The sequence below is a fragment of the Ottowia sp. genome, assembly GCF_035444425.1.
Classification (GTDB): domain Bacteria; phylum Pseudomonadota; class Gammaproteobacteria; order Burkholderiales; family Burkholderiaceae_C; genus Ottowia.
Window position 1 is genome coordinate 1 of record NZ_DAOMOQ010000035.1, and the last position, 18,796, is coordinate 18,796.

General features: G+C 69.4%; 18 protein-coding genes. 6 read left to right on the forward strand and 12 right to left on the reverse strand.

Going from position 1 to position 18,796, the window contains the following annotated elements; translation table 11 throughout:
* The 3 genes from PK606_RS12570 to PK606_RS12580 form a co-directional block, all read right to left on the reverse strand.
* Positions 1-583 (reverse strand): CBS domain-containing protein (locus PK606_RS12570; protein ID WP_324564500.1); only part of this gene is annotated, 583 nt, incomplete at its 3' end.
* Between the two features lie 176 nt (positions 584-759).
* The gene (locus PK606_RS12575; RefSeq protein ID WP_324564502.1) at positions 760-1,461 is read right to left on the reverse strand and encodes a GNAT family N-acetyltransferase; all 702 of its coding nucleotides are present in this window, start codon (positions 1,459-1,461) and stop codon (positions 760-762) included.
* A gap of 141 nt (positions 1,462-1,602) precedes the next feature.
* Positions 1,603-2,088: an Lrp/AsnC family transcriptional regulator gene (locus PK606_RS12580; RefSeq protein ID WP_324564504.1), complete on the reverse strand. Its 486-nt coding sequence runs from the start codon at positions 2,086-2,088 to the stop codon at positions 1,603-1,605.
* Positions 2,089-2,301: 213 nt separating this feature from the next.
* On the opposite strand from PK606_RS12580, the gene hppD reads away from it, so the two are divergent.
* Complete coding sequence (gene hppD, locus PK606_RS12585) at positions 2,302-3,429, forward strand: 4-hydroxyphenylpyruvate dioxygenase (RefSeq protein WP_324564506.1); 1,128 nt, start codon at positions 2,302-2,304, stop codon at positions 3,427-3,429.
* Positions 3,430-3,851: 422 nt separating this feature from the next.
* On the opposite strand, the gene PK606_RS12590 is transcribed toward hppD, so the two are convergent.
* Together PK606_RS12590 and PK606_RS12595 are read right to left on the reverse strand one after the other, a co-directional pair.
* Positions 3,852-4,799 (reverse strand): lysylphosphatidylglycerol synthase transmembrane domain-containing protein, encoded by a 948-nt coding sequence (locus PK606_RS12590; protein WP_324564507.1) that lies wholly within the window; start codon positions 4,797-4,799, stop codon positions 3,852-3,854.
* Positions 4,796-5,824, reverse strand: a complete 1,029-nt coding sequence (locus PK606_RS12595; protein ID WP_324564509.1) for a glycosyltransferase family 2 protein — start codon at positions 5,822-5,824, stop codon at positions 4,796-4,798. The genes PK606_RS12590 and PK606_RS12595 overlap by 4 nt, the downstream gene beginning before the upstream one ends.
* A 92-nt stretch (positions 5,825-5,916) precedes the next feature.
* On the opposite strand from PK606_RS12595, the gene PK606_RS12600 reads away from it, so the two are divergent.
* From PK606_RS12600 to PK606_RS12615, 4 genes are read left to right on the forward strand one after another with little or no spacing between them, the layout of a single operon-like run.
* Positions 5,917-7,440, forward strand: a complete 1,524-nt coding sequence (locus tag PK606_RS12600) for an ArnT family glycosyltransferase (protein ID WP_324564510.1) — start codon at positions 5,917-5,919, stop codon at positions 7,438-7,440.
* Positions 7,437-8,447, forward strand: coding sequence for an NAD-dependent epimerase (locus PK606_RS12605; protein WP_324564512.1), 1,011 nt, complete (start codon positions 7,437-7,439; stop codon positions 8,445-8,447). The genes PK606_RS12600 and PK606_RS12605 overlap by 4 nt, the downstream gene beginning before the upstream one ends.
* Positions 8,444-9,790 (forward strand): UDP-glucose dehydrogenase family protein, encoded by a 1,347-nt coding sequence (locus tag PK606_RS12610; protein WP_324564513.1) that lies wholly within the window; start codon positions 8,444-8,446, stop codon positions 9,788-9,790. Before PK606_RS12605 ends, PK606_RS12610 begins: the two co-directional genes overlap by 4 nt.
* A gap of 47 nt (positions 9,791-9,837) precedes the next feature.
* Positions 9,838-10,998 (forward strand): acyl-CoA dehydrogenase family protein, encoded by a 1,161-nt coding sequence (locus PK606_RS12615; protein WP_324564514.1) that lies wholly within the window; start codon positions 9,838-9,840, stop codon positions 10,996-10,998.
* A 126-nt stretch (positions 10,999-11,124) separates the two neighbouring features.
* Here PK606_RS12615 and PK606_RS12620 read toward each other — a convergent pair whose 3' ends face one another.
* The 6 genes from PK606_RS12620 to PK606_RS12645 form a co-directional block, all read right to left on the reverse strand.
* Positions 11,125-11,793, reverse strand: coding sequence for a hypothetical protein (locus tag PK606_RS12620; protein ID WP_324564515.1), 669 nt, complete (start codon positions 11,791-11,793; stop codon positions 11,125-11,127).
* Positions 11,790-12,395, reverse strand: coding sequence for an SCO family protein (locus PK606_RS12625; RefSeq protein WP_324564516.1), 606 nt, complete (start codon positions 12,393-12,395; stop codon positions 11,790-11,792). Before PK606_RS12625 ends, PK606_RS12620 begins: the two co-directional genes overlap by 4 nt.
* A complete protein-coding gene (locus PK606_RS12630; RefSeq protein ID WP_324564517.1) occupies positions 12,392-13,882 on the reverse strand; it encodes a cbb3-type cytochrome c oxidase subunit I in 1,491 nt (496 codons plus the stop codon). The genes PK606_RS12625 and PK606_RS12630 overlap by 4 nt, the downstream gene beginning before the upstream one ends.
* Positions 13,883-13,894: 12 nt before the next feature.
* The gene (locus PK606_RS12635; protein ID WP_324564518.1) at positions 13,895-14,419 is read right to left on the reverse strand and encodes a cupredoxin domain-containing protein; all 525 of its coding nucleotides are present in this window, start codon (positions 14,417-14,419) and stop codon (positions 13,895-13,897) included.
* Positions 14,420-14,667: 248 nt separating this feature from the next.
* Positions 14,668-17,358, reverse strand: a complete 2,691-nt coding sequence (locus PK606_RS12640) for a bifunctional acetate--CoA ligase family protein/GNAT family N-acetyltransferase (RefSeq protein ID WP_324564519.1) — start codon at positions 17,356-17,358, stop codon at positions 14,668-14,670.
* Between the two features lie 205 nt (positions 17,359-17,563).
* Positions 17,564-17,950: a ComEA family DNA-binding protein gene (locus PK606_RS12645; protein ID WP_324564520.1), complete on the reverse strand. Its 387-nt coding sequence runs from the start codon at positions 17,948-17,950 to the stop codon at positions 17,564-17,566.
* On the opposite strand from PK606_RS12645, the gene PK606_RS12650 reads away from it, so the two are divergent.
* Positions 17,919-18,503, forward strand: coding sequence for a hypothetical protein (locus PK606_RS12650; RefSeq protein WP_324564521.1), 585 nt, complete (start codon positions 17,919-17,921; stop codon positions 18,501-18,503). The two genes, PK606_RS12645 and PK606_RS12650, sit on opposite strands and share 32 nt — an antisense overlap.
* 124 nt (positions 18,504-18,627) lie before the next feature.
* On the opposite strand, the gene PK606_RS12655 is transcribed toward PK606_RS12650, so the two are convergent.
* On the reverse strand, positions 18,628-18,789 hold the full coding sequence (locus PK606_RS12655) for a DUF1328 domain-containing protein (protein ID WP_324564522.1): 162 nt from the start codon (positions 18,787-18,789) through the stop codon (positions 18,628-18,630).
* Positions 18,790-18,796: the final 7 nt, after the last annotated feature.

The following is an 18,796-nucleotide window of genomic DNA, read 5'->3' on the forward strand; positions in this document are numbered from 1 at the left end:
TGTCGAACTCGTCCTCGATCTCGCCGACGATCTCCTCCAGCACGTCCTCGATGGTGATCAGGCCGGCGGTGCGGCCGAACTCGTCGACCACGATGGCCAGGTGGTTGCGGTTGACGCGGAAGGTGCGCAGCAGGTCGGTCAGGCCCTTGCTTTCGGGGATGAACACCGCCGGCCGCAGCAGGGTGCGCAGGTTCAGCTCGGGGGCGCGCTGCAGCTTGAGCAGGTCCTTGGCCAGCAGGATGCCGATGATGTTCTCGCGCTCGCCCTGGTAGACCGGAAAGCGCGAGTGCGCGGTGCGGATGACCTCCAGCAGCAGCTCCTCGTAGGGCGCGTCGATGTCCAGCAGGTCCATGCGCGGCGCCGCCACCATGGCGTCGCCGGCGGTCATCTCGGCCAGGCGCAGCACGCCTTCAAGCATGATGCGGCTGTCGGTGCCGATCAGCGCCTTGTCCTCGGCTTCGGCCAGGGTCTCGATCAGCTCGTCGGTCGAGTCCGGACCGGGGTTGATGAACTCGATCAGCTTGCGGAACAGGCTGCGCTTGTCTTCGCGCTCGCCAGGACGCGCGGGGTGGGGGTCGGACACGGGCGGGTCAGCAGAGCCTGCGGTGATGGTGAGGCCTGCAAGGATAGCGGAAAGCACCCCTGAAATGACAAATGGCTTCGCCGCGCTTCGATGACAGATGTCAAACGAGCACGTGTCAAGCCGGCGCCAGCCGGCGGTCATCCGTCATTCGTCATCGACCCCGGCAAGGCCGGGGATCAGGAGGCCGACTTGTGGCGCCCTTCGCGCACGGCCTCGCGCACTTCCTGCACGGTGGCCAGCACCTCGCGCGCAATCAGCGCCTCGCTCTTGAGCCAGTAATCGACCTGGCCGACCTGCTCGGCCACCAGTTCGCCCACGCGGGTCTTGAAGCTGGCTTCGGGCAGCTTCAGATGCGCCTGGCTTTCATTGCCGGAGCGCTGCACCTCGGCGCCGGCATTGCGCGCGATCTTGAGCATGGCGACGTTCTCACTCAGCGCGTGGATGTACAGCGTCTGGATGCCGTCGTTCACCGCATGGATGGCGGCGCGCTCGAACAGCCGGGTGCCGTAGCCACGTCCGCGCGCATGCGGCGACACCGACACGCCGAACTCGGCGAAGCCCGCCTGCACCATCTCGCCCGGGTAGGCCAGGTGCGCCATGGCGATGGGTTCCAGCTTGCGGTTGAAGATGCCGAACACGCGGTCACGCTCGAAGTCGAGCTTGTCCACGTACTGTGCGATCTGCCGGTCGTCGGCGGCGAAGCCGAAGCGCAGGTAGCGGTCGTGTGGTTCCAGACCGAGCAGGTGGCGCAGCACCTGTTCGCGGTAGCGGGCGCCAATCTCCCGGATCGGCACGATGGCCGAGGCGTTCCTGGCGTCAACGCCCTGGCTTGTGGCCGGTGCGTCCGCCTGGGGACGGGGGGTGCTTGGAGTATTCATGCCCTCCATATTAGGTTTAATCCCTAGAGTCCCAACTCCAATCGACGCTGCCGACATGCAAGGCCCCGAAGTCGGGTGATTCTGCCCGAGCCGCGCGGCATGCACGCCACACATGGCCTGCCTGATCAGTGCGAGCCAGGCTCAGATCGCCAGCGGCAGCGCCGTGGTGGTCTTGACCCGGTCCATGACGAAGCTGGTACGGCAATCCTGCACCGCTGGATGGCGCAGCAGCGTGTCCATCATGAAGCGTGAATAGGCGCCCATGTCCTCGACCACCAGGCGCAGCTGGAAGTCCATCTCGCCGGTCAGCGCCACGCACTCCACCACCTGCGGCCAGGCCTGCACGGCGGCGCGGAACTCGTCCATCGGATTGCGCTTGGCGTGCTCGGCGCGCTTTTCCAGCCGCACGTGCACGTAGGCCATCAAACCCAGGCCCAGCGCCTCGGGCTTGAGCAGGGCGACGTAGCGCTCTATGACGCCGGCGTCCTCCAGCTTCTTGATGCGGCGCAACACGGCGCTCGAGGACAGGCCGATGCGCTCGCCAATGGCCTCGCAGGTTTCGCGGCCATTGGCTTGCAGGCTGTCCAGAATGGCACGGTCAAGCCGGTCGAACGCTTCGCTCGTCATACAAGCGCAATTTTACGGCGCCTGACTCCACCTTCGGAGCTGTCGGCACACGCGGGCGGCGAATCCTGCAAGATGGCTGCGTGCAGGCAGACCGGCGCGCCGCGAAGCTGCGTGAACCCGGCCGGCGCGCCAACGCAAGCGCCGGAAACCGCAGCCGCCAGCAGCCTACAGTGAGGCATCAGCTTGACACGCATCAAGTCAGGAGACACGGACATGAGCACCACACCACCGAACCGGCCGGGCGAGGCCTGGGACAACCCGATGGGCACCGACGGCTTCGAGTTCATCGAGTACGCCGCGCCCGATCCACAGGCCATGGGCCAGCTGTTCGAGCGCATGGGCTTCACGGCAGTAGCCCGGCACCGGCGCAAGGCGGTGACGCTGTACCGGCAGGGCGAGATCAACTTCATCATCAACGCCGAACCCGACAGCTTCGCCCAGCGCTTCGCCAAACTGCACGGCCCCAGCATCTGCGCCATCGCCTTCCGCGTGCAGGACGCCAAGGCCGCCTACGAGCGCGCCATCTCGCTCGGAGCCTGGGGCTTCGCCGGCTCGGCCGCGCCGGGCGAGCTGAACATCCCGGCCATCAAGGGCATCGGCGACTCGATCATCTACCTGATCGACCGCTGGCGCGGCAAGGACGGTGCGAAAGAGGGCGACATTGGCAACATCGGCTTCTATGACGTCGACTTCGAGCCGCTGCCGGGCGTCGAGGGCAGCGCCGCCATCAGCCCCGAGGGCTACGGCATGACGGTGATCGACCACCTGACGCACAACGTGCACAAGGGTCGCATGGACGAGTGGTCGAGCTTCTACGAGCGCCTGTTCAATTTCCGCGAGGTGCGCTACTTCGACATCGAGGGCCAGGCCACCGGCGTCAAGTCCAAGGCCATGACCAGCCCCTGCGGCAAGATCCGCATCCCGATCAACGAAGAGGGCAACGAGCAGAAGGGCCAGATCCAGGAGTACCTGGACAGCTACCACGGCGAGGGCGTGCAGCACATCGCACTGGCGAGCAAGAACATCTACGACACCGTCGATGCGCTGCAGATGGCGGGCGTGAAGCTGCTGAACACCAGCGACACCTACTACGAACTCTTGCCGAAGCGCATCCCCGGGCTGAAGGAGCCGATCGGCGAACTGCAGTCGCGCAACATCCTGGTCGACGGCCAGCCGGACGAGTTGCTGCTGCAGATCTTCAGCGAGAACCAGCTGGGTCCGATCTTCTTCGAGTTCATCCAGCGCAAGGGCAACGAGGGCTTCGGCGAGGGCAACTTCAAGGCGCTATTCGAGACCATGGAACTGGATCAGATGCGGCGCGGGGTGTTGAAGGCGACGTGATGTGGATGGGGTGACACTGCCCTCACCCCCTTCAACAAGCTCGGGACAGATCAACCTTCTCCCGCAAGCGGGAGAGTAAGCAACCCAGGGCCGAGCGAAGCGATGGCCCGTTTGAATTCCGCTCCCCTCTGGCCGTGCCGAGAAGCGCAGGGCTTGGGGCGGGCATGGGCACCGAAGGATGCCCATGCTTCGCGCTCTGACTCGCTGCGGTTGTCCGAGCGGAGCGCCGTAGGCGCGCAGCGAGTTCCGCAGCGCCGCCCCATGACCGAGCATCGCAGGTTGCCCCGGAGCGAAGCGCAGGGGACACGGCCAGTGGGGCCGCCTTTCTTTTGCCTACTTTTCTTTGGCGGGCAAAGAAAAGTAGGTGCGCCGCCGGGCACACATCCCGGCCAGCAGCGCATCCAAGAAACGCGACTCGCTCCTTATTCCGCAGCGCCCTCCTCGGCACCCCGCCCCGGCAACCCAAACGCCAACGCCCCCAGCGCCCCCTGCGCAATCTGATACAGCCCGTAGATCACCCCCACGCCCACCGCCGCCGCCGGCGCCACGCCAAAAGGAGCGAGTGAGGCGACCGCTGCCGCTTCACGCGTGCCCCAGCCACCTACACTGGCCGGCAGCGCCGCCATCAGGAAGATCGGCGCGATGGCGAAGGCCCAGGCCGCCGGACCGAGGCGCACCCCCAGCGCCAGCCCACCCGCCGCCAGCGCCACTGCCGACAGCAGCTGCACCAGCGCCGACGCCAGCGCCTGCCAGCGCAGCTGCGCACCAAAGTCAGGCTGGCGCGCCGCCAGCGCCAGCGGTGCCAGCCAGCCACCCGGCGCACCGCCAGCCATGCGCAGCAGCCATGGCAAGCCCCAGGGCAGCGCCAGCCACAGCGCCGTGCCAGTCAGCATCAAACCCACGAACACCACCGCCGGCACGCGCAACCAGGGCGCCAGCACGTCGGCGCTGGCGGCCGCACCTAGGCCGCCGATGGCACACAGCATCCACAGGCCGCTCAGGCGATCCAGCACCACCGACCAGGCCGGCGCCGGCGTGGCCGGTCCGGACCGGCGCAGCACCACGGCGCGGTAGACGTCGCCGCCGACCACGGCACCCGGCAGCAGGGCATTCAGGCCGATGGCCTGGAAGTACCAGCGCGTGGCGTCGGCCAGCCCCACCTCGGCACCCAGCCAACGCGCCAGCGCGCGCCAGCGCCACGCCGACACCAGGTTGGACGCGATCGCCGCCAGCAGGCCCGCCAGCAGCCACCACGGATCAGCCCGGCGCAGTTGCGCCAGCACCCGCGCCGGATCGGCCAGCGCGAGCACGGCTGCCAGCAGCGCCAGCCCAAGCAGACCGCGCCAGACGGCCTTGTGCGAACGCTTCACACCGTCACGCTGGGTGCCGCCGGCTGCGCATCGGCGCGCGGCTCGGCAGCCGCCGTCGAGGCCGGCACGTACTCCTCGGCGTGGAACTGCGGCGCGCCGCCGGTCTCGTGGTAGATGCGCGTCAGCAACTCGCCGATCAACCCGGCGGCGATCATCTGCGCGCCCATCAGCACCAGCATCACCCCCGCCAGCAGCAGCGGCCGGCCGCCGATGTCCTCGCCCAGCAGCTTGAGCATGAACAGCCAGCCCAGGATCAGCATCCCCGGCGTGGCCAGCCACAGCCCCAGGCCGCCGAAGGCATGCAGCGGGCGCTGGCGGTAGCGCATGAAGAACACGATCAGGATCAGATCCAGGATGACGCGGAAGGTCCGATCGATGCCGTACTTCGACACGCCGCGCGTGCGCGCGTGGTGGCGCACCGGCACTTCGGCGATGCGCGCGCCAGCCTCCTTGGCCAGCGAGGGAATGAAGCGGTGCAGCTCGCCGTACAGCCGGATGCGGTCGATGATCGGCCGCCGGTAGGCCTTGAGCGCGCAGCCGTAGTCGTGCAGGTGCACGCCGGTGGCGCGCGAGATCAGCCGGTTGGCGATGCGCGACGGCAGCTTGCGCGACAGCTCGGCGTCCTGCCGGTCCTTGCGCCAGCCGCTGACCATGTCAACGTCGGGATCGGTCTCCAGGCGCTCGAGCAGCAGCGGGATGTCGCCGGGCTCGTTCTGCAGGTCGGCGTCCAGGGTCACCACGTAGCGGCCACGCACGCGGTCGAAGCCGGCCTGCAGCGCGCTCGACTGGCCGTAGTTGCGCACCAGGAACACCGGCCGCAGCCAGGGCCGCCCCACGGCCAGCTCGCGCAGGACCTGCCGGCTGCCGTCGGTGGAGCCGTCGTCCACCGCCAGCAGCTCGAAGCTGAGCGCCCCGCCCGCCATCGCCTGCGCGATGCGCTCGACCAGGTCGGGCAGGTTCTCGACCTCGTTGTAGATCGGCACCACGATGGAGACATCGGGCGCCGGCAGGTGGGAGCGGGTCATGAAACAGGCGGGCGCGAGGCAGGCAGGATAATGCCCGCGATTGTGCCTGCGCCGCGGCCCGACCCGCCGGCGGCGCCGCTGCAGCCCCTTTCATGAATGCCTCTTCCGCCGCGGCGCCCGGCGCCGTCCCACTCCGCTCGCCGGTGGCCCATCCGCTGGTCTGGCTACTGGCGCTCGCGCTGGCGCACGTGCTGGTGCGGGTGGCGCTGTCGCCGGCGCTGAAGTGGGACGAGGCCGAGCAGATGCTGTGGTCGCAGCAGTTGCAGCTAGGCTACGGCGCGCAGCCGCCGCTCTACACCTGGCTGCAGTGGGCGGTGAACCAGCTGCTGGGCCCCAGCGTGCTGGCGCTGTCGCTGCTCAAGCACGCGCTGCTGGCGCTGACCTACGTGCTGATGTGGCTGGCCGGGCGCGAACTGCTGGGCGAGCGTGGCGCCTGGTGGGCGGCGGCCAGCATGCTGCTGCTGCCGCCGCTGGGCTGGGACTCGATCCGCGACCAGACGCACAGCATCCTGGTCACGGCCATGACCTGCGCCGCCTGGTGGCTGCTGCTGCGCATCGTCCGGCGGCCGCGGCCGCGCGACTTCGCCTGGCTGGGCCTGGTCTGCGGCCTCGGCCTGCTGGCCAAGTACAGCTACGCACTGGTGATCGGCGCCATGCTGCTGGCGGCCCTGTCGGTGCCCGAGTCGCGCCGCGCGCTGCTGGCGCGCGGCTGGTGGTGGGCGCCAATCGTCGGCCTGCTCGTGGTGCTGCCGCACGCCAGCTGGCTGGCCGGGCACCTGCAGGACGCCACCGGCGCGACCATCGACAAGATGGAGATCCAGCCGGACGGCCGGCTCGGCAAGGGACTGATCGGCTGGCTCAAGATGCTGGCCGGCATGCTGATCCTGTTCGCGCTGCTGGCGCTGTGGGCGTTTCGCGCCGCCTGGTGGCGCCGGCCGCTGGCGCCGGCGGCGCCCTGGGCACACCGGGTTTTCATGCGCTACCTCGCGCTGGTGCTGCTGGCCCTGCTGGGCATGGTGTTGTTTGCCGGCGTCACCAACTTCCGCGGGCGCTGGGTGCTGCCGCTGCTGTGCATGGTGCCGCTGGCAGCCTTCGCCGCGCGGCCGGAGTTGCAGCAGCACCCGCGCGCCGGCCGCTACACCGCCGCCGTGGTGGCGGTGGCGCTGCTGCTGCTGCTGGCGGGCGCGCTGCGGCCCTGGATCGGCGGGCTGCGCGGCCAGGTCGACGAACTGAACCATCCGGCCGCCGAGCTTGGCGTGGCGCTGCAACAGGCCGGCTACGACGGCCGCAGCCCGATCATCGCCGCCGACCACATGATGGCGGGCATGCTGCGCACGCGCTTTCCGGATGCGGCGGTGGCCTCCTGCAGCAGCGAAGACAAGCCTGTCGCGGCTTGCGTGGCGGCCCAGGTCGGGCAGGCCGGGCGCGGCGGGCAGGGCTGGCTGCTGGTCTCGCGCACCGACCGCATCGAGCCGGGCTGGTGGGAGCAGGCGCAAGCCGCGCTGCCGCCATTCGCCGTGCGATCCATCCAGTTGCCGCTGCGCATGGTGCGCGCGGGCACGCCACCGGCGCAGTACCGGTTTGTCTGGCAAGCCGCCACGGGAGCAAGGCCATGAGCACCATCCTGGTCACCGGCTGCGCCGGCTTCATCGGCATGCACTGCGCCGAGGCCCTGCTGGCGCGCGGCGCGCAGGTGGTCGGCATCGACAACCTGAACGCCTACTACGACGTGGCCCTGAAGCAGGCCCGCCTGGCGCGGTTGAGCAGCCACCCCCGCTTCCGCTTCGAGCGGCTCGACTTGGCCGACCGCGCCGGCATGGCCGGCCTGTTCGCGCGCGTGCGGCCGACCCGCGTGCTGCACCTGGCGGCGCAGGCGGGCGTGCGCTACTCGATCGACGCGCCCGACAGCTACACAGACGCCAACCTGCTCGGCTTTGCCCACGTGCTGGAAGGCTGCCGCGCCGCGCGCATCGAGCACCTGGTGTTCGCCAGCAGTTCCAGCGTCTACGGCGGCAACGCCCGCACGCCGTATTCCGAGCGCGATGCGGTGGACCACCCGATCAGCTACTACGCCGCCACCAAGAAGGCGGGCGAGGTGATGGCGCACAGCTACGCCCACCTGTACCGAATGCCCTGCACCGGCCTGCGCTTCTTCACCGTCTACGGACCCTGGGGCCGGCCCGACATGGCGCTGTTCAAGTTCACGCGCGCCATGCTGGCCGGCGAGCCGATCGATGTCTATGGCGAAGGCCAGCTGGTGCGCGACTTCACCTACATCGACGACATCGTCGAGGGCGTGCTGCGCGTGCTCGACAAGCCCGCCACGCCGGACCCGGCCTTCGACGCCCACGCACCCGCGCCAGGCAGCAGCAGCGCGCCGTTCCGGCTGTTCAACATCGGCAACAACCAGCCCACCGTGCTGATGGACTACATCGGCGCGCTCGAGACGGTGCTGGACCGCACCGCCATCAAGCGCATGCTGCCGATCCAGCCCGGCGACATGCACATCACCGCTGCCGACACCTCGGCGCTATCGGCCTGGGTCGGCTTCGCGCCGTCAACACCGGTTCACGCGGGTGTGGCACGCTTCGTCCACTGGTATCGCGATTTCTACAAGACATGAAAGTCACCGTTTTCGGCACCGGCTACGTCGGTCTGGTGCAAGGGGCCGTGCTGGCCGACGTCGGCCACGAAGTGATGTGCATCGACATCGATGCCGCCAAGGTGGCGGCGCTGCAGGCCGGCCGCGTCCCCATCCACGAACCGGGACTGGAGCCGCTGGTGCGGGCCAACCAGGCCGCCGGGCGCCTGCACTTCAGCACCGACGCCGCCGCCGGCGTGGCGCATGGCGAGCTGATCTTCCTGGCCGTCGGCACGCCACCCGACGAGGACGGCAGCGCCGACCTGGCGGCCGTGCTGGCGGTGGCGCGCAGCATCGCCGCCCACATGCGCGAACCCAAGACCATTGTCAACAAGTCCACCGTGCCGGTGGGCACGGCCGATCAGGTAGCCGCGGCGCTGCGCGAGGGCCTGGCGGCGCGCGGCGCGCAGATCGCCTTCGAGGTCGTCTCCAACCCCGAATTCCTGAAGGAAGGCGCGGCCGTGGCCGACTGCCAGCGGCCCGACCGCATCATCATCGGCACCAGCAGCCCCGTGGCCGAGGCGCAGCTGCGCGAGCTGTACGCACCCTTCAACCGCAACCACGACCGCATCGTGCTGATGGACGTGCGCAGCGCCGAGCTGACCAAGTACGCCGCCAACGCCATGCTGGCGACCAAGATCAGCTTCATCAACGAGATGGCCAACCTGGCCGAACGCCTGGGCGCCGACATCGAGGCGGTGCGCCGCGGCATCGGCAGCGACCCGCGCATCGGCTACCACTTCATCTACCCCGGTGTCGGCTACGGCGGCAGCTGCTTCCCGAAGGACGTCAAGGCGATCATCCGCACCGCGCAATCGGTCGGCTTCGCGCCCGAGCTGCTGCTGGCCGTCGAGCGCCGCAACCAGGCGCAGCGCGAGGTGCTGCCCGAACGCATCGTGGCGCACTACGGCGGCAGCCTGGCCGGCAAGACCATCGCCGTCTGGGGCCTGGCCTTCAAGCCCGAGACCGACGACATGCGCGAGGCGCCCAGCCGCAACCTGCTGCAGGCGCTGTGGGCCGCGGGCGCCCGGGTGCGCGCGCACGACCCGGTCGCCATGCCCGAGGCCCGGCGCATCTTCGGCGAGCGCGTCGACCTGGCGCTGTGCGACACGCCGATGCAGGCGCTCGAAGGCGCCGACGCGCTGGCGATCGTCACCGAGTGGAAGATCTTCCGCGTGCCCGACTTCGAGCAGATGGCGCGCCTGCTGGCCGATCGCATCGTGTTCGACGGCCGCAACCTGTACGAGCCGGCGGTGCTGGCACGGCACGGCCTCAGCTACCAGTCGATCGGCCGCCAGCCCGTGAGCGCCGCCGCAGCCACCTGAACCGGGGCGACAGCCTGGCGGTTCCGGACGTTGCTAAAGTGCGCGCCATGAAAGCAGCGCCGCGCCACCTCTTCAGCCCCGAACACGACGCCTTCCGCGAGCAGGTGCGGCGCTTCTGCGAGCGCGAGATCGCGCCGCACCACGCCGAGTGGGAGCAGGCGCACGGCGTGCCGCGCGCCCTGTGGCGCCAGGCCGGCGACAACGGCCTGCTGTGCTGCTGGCTGCCGGAGGCGCTGGGCGGCCCCGGTGCCGACCTGCTGTTCGACTTCATCGTCAGCGAGGAGCTGGGCCGCATCGGCGCCACCGGGCCGGGCTTCCCGCTGCACTCGGTCATCGTCGCGCCCTACCTGGCGGCGCACGGCACGCCCGAGCTGCGGCAGGCGCTGCTGCCGGCCATGGTGCGCGGCGAGCGCATCGCCGCCATCGCCATGACCGAGCCCGGCACCGGCAGCGACGTCGCCGCCATCCGCACCAGCGCGCAGCGCGAGGGCGATCACTACGTGCTCAGTGGCCAGAAGACCTTCATCACCAACGGCCACCACGCCGACGTGATCGTGGTGGCCTGCAAGACCGAGCCGGACCAGGGCGCGCACGGCGTTTCGCTGCTGGTGGTGGAAGGCGACATGCCGGGGTTCTCGCGCGGTCGCAATCTGCACAAGATCGGCCAGCACGCGCAGGACACGGCCGAGCTGTTCTTCGACCAGGTGCGCGTGCCCGCCAGCCACCTGCTGGGCGAGCAAGGCCAAGGCTTTCGGTACCTGATGCAGAAGCTGGCGCAGGAGCGCCTGCTGGTCAGCGTTCAATGCCAGGCGCGCGCCGAGGCCGCGCTGGCCTGGACCATCGACTACGTGAAGGAGCGCCAGGCGTTCCGCCAGCGCGTGGCGGATTTCCAGAACACGCGCTTCAAGCTGGCCGCCGTCGCCACCGACATCGCCGCCGGTCGCGCCTACTGCGACCAGCTGATCGCGCAGCACCTCGCGGGCGAGCTGGACGCGGCGCAGGCCGCCGCCGGCAAGCTGTGGCACAGCGAACTGCTGGGCCGCGTGACCGACGAGTGCCTGCAGCTGTTCGGCGGCTACGGCTACATGGCCGAATACCCGATCGCGCGCGCCTGGACCGACGCCCGCATCGAGCGCATCTACGCCGGCACCTCCGAGATCATGAAGGAGATCGTGGCGCGCGAACTGCTGGACGAGCGCAAGTCCTGAAGCTGCCAGCAGGCGCCGGCGGCTGATCGCAGCCCTGCCAGGCATCCGCACATCGACCATGCTCGGCGCAGACGAACTTCCAAGACACCTTGCGCGCACGGGCAGCAGCCCGCCGCCACGCCACCTTCAGTGGGGTTGTGGCGACCGCTCCACCGAATGCCGGCGTTCAGCCGATGCCCACTCCATAGTCTCGTCCTGCCCAGTGGACAGCCACCCCGCCAGCCAGGCGACCAGCCAGCCGAAAAAACCGACCGCAGCGATCCAGACCATCCACAGCCCCGCATCGTATTGCGCCGACTCCAGGTAGCTGTTGCACACGCGCACCGGCGCCACCATGTAGAGCCAACCCAGCACCGCCAGCATGCTGACGTAGTTGGTGACGATGAAGCCGCGCGCGATCGTGCCGAGCCGCTCCCAGGCCAGCGCCAGCGGCGCGCCGACCAGCAGCGGCAGGCTGACAAACTTGGCCAGCTCCACCCACGGATCGACCAGCGCCGCATCGAGCGCGCGCGGCAGCATCCAGTAGCTGGACGCGAACAGGGCGATCAGCACCAGCGGCCAGGGCCCGCCGATCCAGCGGCGCAGGCGCTCGCGGCGCGCCGGCGGCAGGCCGCGCACCGCCAGGAAGCCCGCCGCCGCCAGCAAGGGCATCTGCACCAGCATGTGGCTGCTCATCGCCGCCTCGAGCCAGGCGCGCAGCGGCGGCAGGGCCAGCAGCAGCACGATCGCCAGCGCCGGCAGCGCCCGCTGGCGCGCCAGCACGCGCAGCGGCTGGAGCCAGGTCCCGGGCATCATGGCTGCGGCGCGAGCGCGGCGATGAAGTCGCGCGGCGCCTCGATGTCGCTGATGCGCACCAGGCGGCCGTCGCGGCCCAGCAGGTGGATGGCGGCGTTGTGCTCGTAGCCGCCCAGGCCATCGGGCACCACCACCACGCCGAAGGCCTGCAGCAGCGCCGCCGTCTGGCCGGCATCGCGCGGTCGCGCCACGCGCCAGTGCTCGCCGTCGGCACCCTGTTTGCCGGCCCATTCGCGCAGTGCCGCCAGGTCGTCGTTGCGCGGATCGAAGCTGATGCTCAGCAGCGCGATGTCGCGCCCCAGCACGCCGGCCGGCAGCGCCTCGCTGAGCTGGCGGAACGCCGCACCGAGGCTGCGGCAGACCGAATCGCAGCGCACGTAGATGAACTCCAGCGCCAGCTGTCGGCCCCGGTAGTCGGCCAAGGTGAAGGCGCGCCCGTTCTGGTCTTCAAGCACCACCGGCGGAATCGGGCGCGGATGACGCAGCACCTCGACGCGGCGCGCGGTCTCGGCGGTGAAGGCGCTGAAGCCGTCGGTCGCCCAGCTGAACACCCCCGTCGCGGCCAGGGTGACCACGACCGAGGCGATCAGCGCCCGGATCACGCAGCGTGCCGCACCAGCGTGACGCGCGGTGCGTCCTGGGTCGCCGCCCGCAGCCGCAGCAGGAAGCGGACGATGAAGATGGTGGACGCGATCACCACCAGCGATGCGAACACCACCGCGATGCGCGACAGCGGCACCCATTCCGGCAAGTGGGCGGCGTAGCGGCGCGCCACGCTGCTCTTGCCCGAGAACAGGAAGCCCAGGATCAGCCCGCCGCCGCCGACCGCGAACACCGTCAGCGCGGCGTTGTCGAGCCAGGAGTCGGCGCCGTCACGGTTCGTCTTGCCGATGAAATAGACGAAGCCGAACAGCATCGCGATCACGCCCAGCAGCGTGTAGGTGTGGAAGTGCCCCGGCACCCACAAGGTGTTGTGCATCACGTAGTTGACGCCGATGGTGCCGTCGATGAAGGCCGGAATCGCACCCGCGGCCCAGCCGCACAGCGACAGCAGCAGCAGCCGCGAGGCGACGTCCCACTTGATGCCCGAGCGGTAGACGATCATCAGGCCGCCGTAGGCCGTCACCACCAGCACCGGGAAGGTGTTCAGGTAGCCGACGATGTGACCCATGGCCAGCATCCACTTGGGCATCACCGAGTCCATCAGCAGGTGGTGCGGGTAGATGATCAGCACCAGGATGGTCGACGCCGACCACGAGGCCAGGAAGGCCTTGTTGGCCTTCCACGGGCGCTGCGTGTAGCGCGGCAGCAGCTCGTAGACGGCGATCACCGCCATGTAGATGGTGGCGTTGACGAACACGTGGCCGAAGAAGTAGATCAGGTTCTTGGCCAGCAGTTCGTCGATCTTGAAGCCGGGCGCGTACAGGTTGATCAGCATCATCACCAGGATGGTGGCGCCGGCCACCAGCCCGGCGATGTTGACCACCGTGACCATGCCGGAAGCGACCACCGCCGGCGGCGGCGCGTTGCCGTCGTCCTTGCCGAACAGCTGCGGCCAGCCCATGGCCCGGCCGAAGCTGCCGTAGCGCGCGATCAGCGCGCGGCCGATGTCCAGGTGCAGCAGCAGGAAGCCGACGCCGATGATCAACAGGCCGAGCATGAACAGCGCCGCCGCGCCATTGCTCCACATGCCCATCGACTTGCCCGGCAGCGGGTACAAAAAGGTCCAGGCGCCCTGGAAGCGCCCTCCCAGCACGCCAGCCAAGATCAGCACCACGCCGAGCAGGAACAGCATCAGGTTGGCCCGGAAGATGCGTGCCGACACGTCGACGTACTGGCTGACGAAGTGCCACATGATGGCGGCGCCGGCGATCGCCGCGACACCGACCATGCCGACGCCGTGCAGCGTCATCAACTGGTAGAACCAGACCGGCCCCATCTGCGCGATCTGCGCCTGTTCGGCCCGCATCAGCCAGCCGAACACCATCATCAGCAGCAGCACCGCCACGGCGGCGACCAGCTGCGCCACCACCAGCGGGTGCGCGCCCTTGTCGAGCGGAGGATTGCGGGTATCAACGATGTCTGCCATGTCTGCTCCTCCTCAGCGCACCTGGATGTCGGAAATCATGCCGTGGTGCGCGGTGCCGCAGTACTCCATGCACAGCGCCTTGTAGGTGCCCGGCTTGTCGAAGGTGTAGCGCAGCAGGTTGGTGTAGCCCGGCATGGACTGCATCTGCGCCACCAGGCGCAGGTTCTGGTCGTAGATGCCGAAGCCGTGGTTGACGTCGGCGCTGGTGATGCGGAACAGCACCGTCTCGCCGGCATTGAACTCGCTCTGGCTGAGTTCCCAGCGCCACTGGTAGCCGACCACGTCGACCACCTGGTCGGCCTTGGCCTCATCGCCGGCCTTGGCGTAGGGCTGGTCGGTCAGCAGGTAGAGCCCGGTCGGAATCAGCGTCACCACCAGCAGCCAGAAGAACTTGGTGCGCAGGCTGTAGGCGCGGTCCTTGAGCGGCGTGTAGTCCTCCACGCGCTGCTGCGAACGCGCGTAGACGAACATGAACACCATCAGGATCAGGCTCATCAGCACGAGCGTGATCAGCCAGACTGCTTCTTGTTGAACCATCGAGCCCTCCTGCAAGCTGCGACGGTCGCCCACGTCAACCGCCGATCCCCGGGTCGCGATCGGTCGCGTGCAAGACGAGCCTACAGCCAGCACGCGGTGGGCGCGACGTGCCGGCCATCGTATTCCTCTTTCAGGAAATCCATTTAGCGTAAACCCGTAACCGCGGTGAGGGCTTCAAGCCGTTCGCCCGCCCATTCGGGCGTGGCGACCAGCCATGACTGCGCGGCGCGAAGCCGCTGTCGCCGGTCTCAGAGCGGATGCGTCACCAGCCGGAAATCCGGGTCCTCGGCGTAGGCCTTGACCTCGAAGCCCAGGCTGCGCATCAGCTTGAGCATGCCGACGTTCTGCGTCAGCACCAGGCCGATGATTTCCTGCAGGCCCTTCTCGCGCGCCACGTCCATGATGCTCAGCATCATGCGCGTGCCGAGGCCCTGCCCGGCGTAGGCGTCGTCGATCACCAGCGAGAACTCGCAGCTGTTCTGGTCCGGGTTGGTGATGTAGCGCGACACGCCGATGATCTTTTCGCGCTTGCGCTTGTCGTCGCCTTCGCCGCCGTCCTCGAGCTCGACCACCGCGCACAGCGCCATCTCGCGGTCGTAGTCGATCAGGGTGAAGCGCGACAGCATCTGCGGCGGCAGCTCGGCCATGTTCGAGATGAAGCGGAAGTAGCGGCTCTCGGGCGACAGGCGCCGCATCATGTCCTGCAGCATCTGGGCGTCGTCCGGATGGATCGGCCGCACCGTGTACTCGCCGCCGCCGCGCAGCGGCCAGACCTGCTCGAAGCGCTGCGGATAGGGCAGGATCGACAGGTGCCCGTACTTGCCGGCGCGCCCCGGCGAGGTCTGCGCCGCCGGCCCGATCACCACCCGCGCATCGACCGCGACGACGCCGTGCTCGTCCACGATGATCGGGTTGATGTCCATCTCGCGCAGCTGCGGCAGCTCGCACACCATCTCGGACACGCGCAGCAGCACCTGCTCCAGCGCCGCCAGGTCGACCGCCGGCGCGCCGCGCCAGTCGCCCAGGGTCTCGTGCACGCGCGAGCGCTCGATCAGCCGCCGCGCCAGGAACTGGTTCAGCGGCGGCAGTTCCATCGCGTGGTCGTGGATCAGCTCGATCATGGTGCCGCCGGCGCCGAAGGCGATCACCGGGCCGAACGGGTCGTCCGTCACCACGCCGATGTACAGCTCGCGCCCGCGCGCCTTGCGCGCCATCGCCTGCACGGTGACGCCGTTGATGCGCGCCTGTGGCAGCTTCTCGCGCACCGCCGCCATCATGTCCTGCCAGATGTCGCGCACCGCGGTGGCGTTCATCACGTTCAGGGCCACGCCGCCGACGTCGCTCTTGTGGCTGATGTCGGGCGAGTCGATCTTCAGCGCCACCGGATAGCCGATCTGGCTGGCGATCATCATGGCCTCGTTGGCGCTGCGCGCCAGCAGGGTCTGCGTCACCGGAATGTGGAAGGCCGCCAGCAGCGCCTTCGACTCCATCTCGGTCAGCACCTTGCGGCGCTCGGTCAGCACGCTCTCGATCAGCAGGCGCGCACCCTCGACGTCGGGCGCGGCCAGGCTGGACAGCGGCGGCGGCGTCTGCTGCAGCAGCTGCTGGGCCTGGTAGAAGCTGGCGATGTTGCCGAAGGCGCCCACCGCCGCCTCCGGCGTGCGGAAGCTCGGGATCTGGGCATCGGCCAGCAGGTGGCGCGCGGCGCCGACCGAGGAGTCGCCCATCCAGCAGGCCACCAGCGGCTTGCTCATCCGCGGCCTGATCTGCACCAGCTCGCGCGCCACGCCTTCCGGATCGCCGCCGAACTTGGGCGAGTAGATGGCCAGCACGCCATCGAGCTGGCGGTCCTTGATGGCCGTTTCCAGCGCGGCGCGGTAGTGCTCGACGGTGGCGTCCTCGGTCAGGTCCATCAGGTCGGTCAGCGTCGCCGCCTTGGGCACCCGCGGCGCCAGCTCGCGCACGCTGTCGGCCGCCAGCACGCCCAGCTGCAACCCCAGTTCGTTCACGTAATCGGCCGCCAGCACGCCGGGGCCGCCACCGTTGGTGATCACGCCCAGGCGCCGGCCGACCGGCCGGTAGCGCGAGGCCAGGCACTTGGCGGCCGAGAACAGTTCGACGAAGGAGCGCACCCGCACCGCGCCGGCACGCCGCAGCACGGCGTCGAACACCTCGTCGCTGCCGACGATGGCACCCGAATGCGTCTGCGCCGCCACGTTGCCGTCTTGCTTGCGCCCCGCCTTGAGCACCACCACCGGCTTGGCGTGCGCGGCCCCGCGCAGCGCGCTGGTGAAGCGGCGCGCGTTGGCAATGCCTTCCATGTAGACCACGACCCCGTGTGTATGGGGGTCGTTGGCCAGGTAGTCCAGCACCGCCCACAGCCCGACCTGGGTGTGGGCGCCGAGCGAGATCACGCTCGAGAAGCCGACCCGGTTCTGGCGCGCCCAGTCCAGGATCGACGCCGTCAGCGCGCCCGATTGCGACACCAGCGCCAGCTGGCCGGCACTGGCCAGCTCGCCGGCGGCACAGGCATTGAGCTGCAGCGCCGGGCGCTGGAAGCCCTGGCTGTTCGGCCCCAGCAGCCAGAAGCCGTGGCGCTGTGCCACGCGGTGCATCTCCTGCGCCTTGGCCTGGCCGATGCTGGCCGACAGCACCAGCGCCGCCTTGACCTTGATGCGTCCGGCCAGTTCCAGCGCGTGCAGGATCTCGTCCTCGGGCAGGGCGACGATCGCCAGGTCGGCGCGCGCCTGCGCCAGGTCACCCAGCGTGCCGGTGGTGTGCACGTCCAGCGGTGCCACCACGCCCTTGAAGGGCTGCGCCGCCATGTGCGCCAGCAGCGCGCGCGCCTGCGGCGTCTGCTGTTCAGGCGCGTCCTGCGGGCCGGTGAACAGGACGATCGACTCGGGTTCGAACAACGGGGTGAGGTAATGCTTGTCCATGATCAGATTTCACGCGCCGGCGACAGGCCGGCCTGCGACCGATTCTCGCCGCAGACGATGACGCTCCGGTGCCCGCGCACCGGTTCTTTCGGCACCGGACGAAACCGGAGCGTGACGTGCGCACGGCGGGTGTGGCGGCCAGCCCACGCGGGCGCGGCGCAGCCGATGAGCCAGAGCCGACAGCAGCCCCGGCCGTACCCTGTGCTTACGGCTTGCCGGTCGGCGCCGCCTTGACCGCAGGGGTCGCGGGCGTCGCGGGGGTAGCCGGTGTCCCGGGGCCTGCGGGGGTCGCCGGCACCGCGGGGCTGGCCGGGGTCGCAGCCGCACCGCTGAAGCTGGCTCCGTTCACGGTCAGGCCATCGGCCGAGAACTGTGCCGCGCGCTTCTCGCCGACACCCTTGACGCGGCTGATGAAGTCGTTCCAGTCCTTGAACTTGCCTTTCCGCCGCTCCTTCACGATCAGGCGCGAGGTGTCGGGGCCGATGCCCTTGACGCCGGTGAGCTCGGCGCCCTTGGCGGTGTTGACATCCACCGCGGCCGACGCCGCCGTGGCCACGCACATGGCCAGCACGGCCAGCAATTTCTTCAACATGGAAAGCCTTTCGTCAAACGGATCGCTGCATGCCAGCACGGCCGCACCGGCAAGGCCCAGACACAACGGCAGCAGGCATTATGGGGTTGACCCGGGTGCTCGGCTCGTCATCCGTTGCGGCTGCGCCGCGTTGAACAAGTTGGACCTGTTGCGCCGCCCCAAGGAAGAGATGCTCGCCATGCCACGCCCCGCCTGCCGCCTCCTGATCGCCCTGAGCCTGGGCCTGCTGGCCGTCCTGCCGGCGCGCGCCGAGCCCGGCGCGGCGCTTGACAACATGCTGGAAGGCGGTGCATTCGAAGCCGTGCTGCTGCGCGCGCTGGCCGGCATCGACCTCGACACGCTGATCATCGGCTTCGAGCAGCAGGCGCAGGCGGCGGCCGAGGGTCGGGCGCCCGACCCCGAGCAACTGGCGCACTCGCAGGCCCGGATCGAACAGCAGATCGCGCAGACCGCGCCGCTGCTGATGCAGGACACCGCCAGGCTGCTGGCGCCGGTGCTGCGGGAGTTGCGTCACGAGCTTGCCCGTGAACTGGCCGGCCTGGAACGCGACTGAAGTCCGCGCGGGCGCAGCGTGCCATCCGCCGCGCGAGGAAAACACGCCAGCCGCAAGAGAAGACGCCCGCGATGGCGGGCGTCTCGTCAAGGCGCAGCGCAAAGCGCGCAGCAGACCTCACGCGTCATTTTCGCAGCATGCCGCCCAGCAGCGACAGCACGGCCAGCACCAGGAAGACGACGAACAGGATCTTGGCGATGCCGGCGGCGCCGGCCGCGATACCGCCGAAGCCGAGCACGGCGGCGATGATGGCGATGACGAAAAACACGATGGCGTAGTTCAGCATGGTGGAG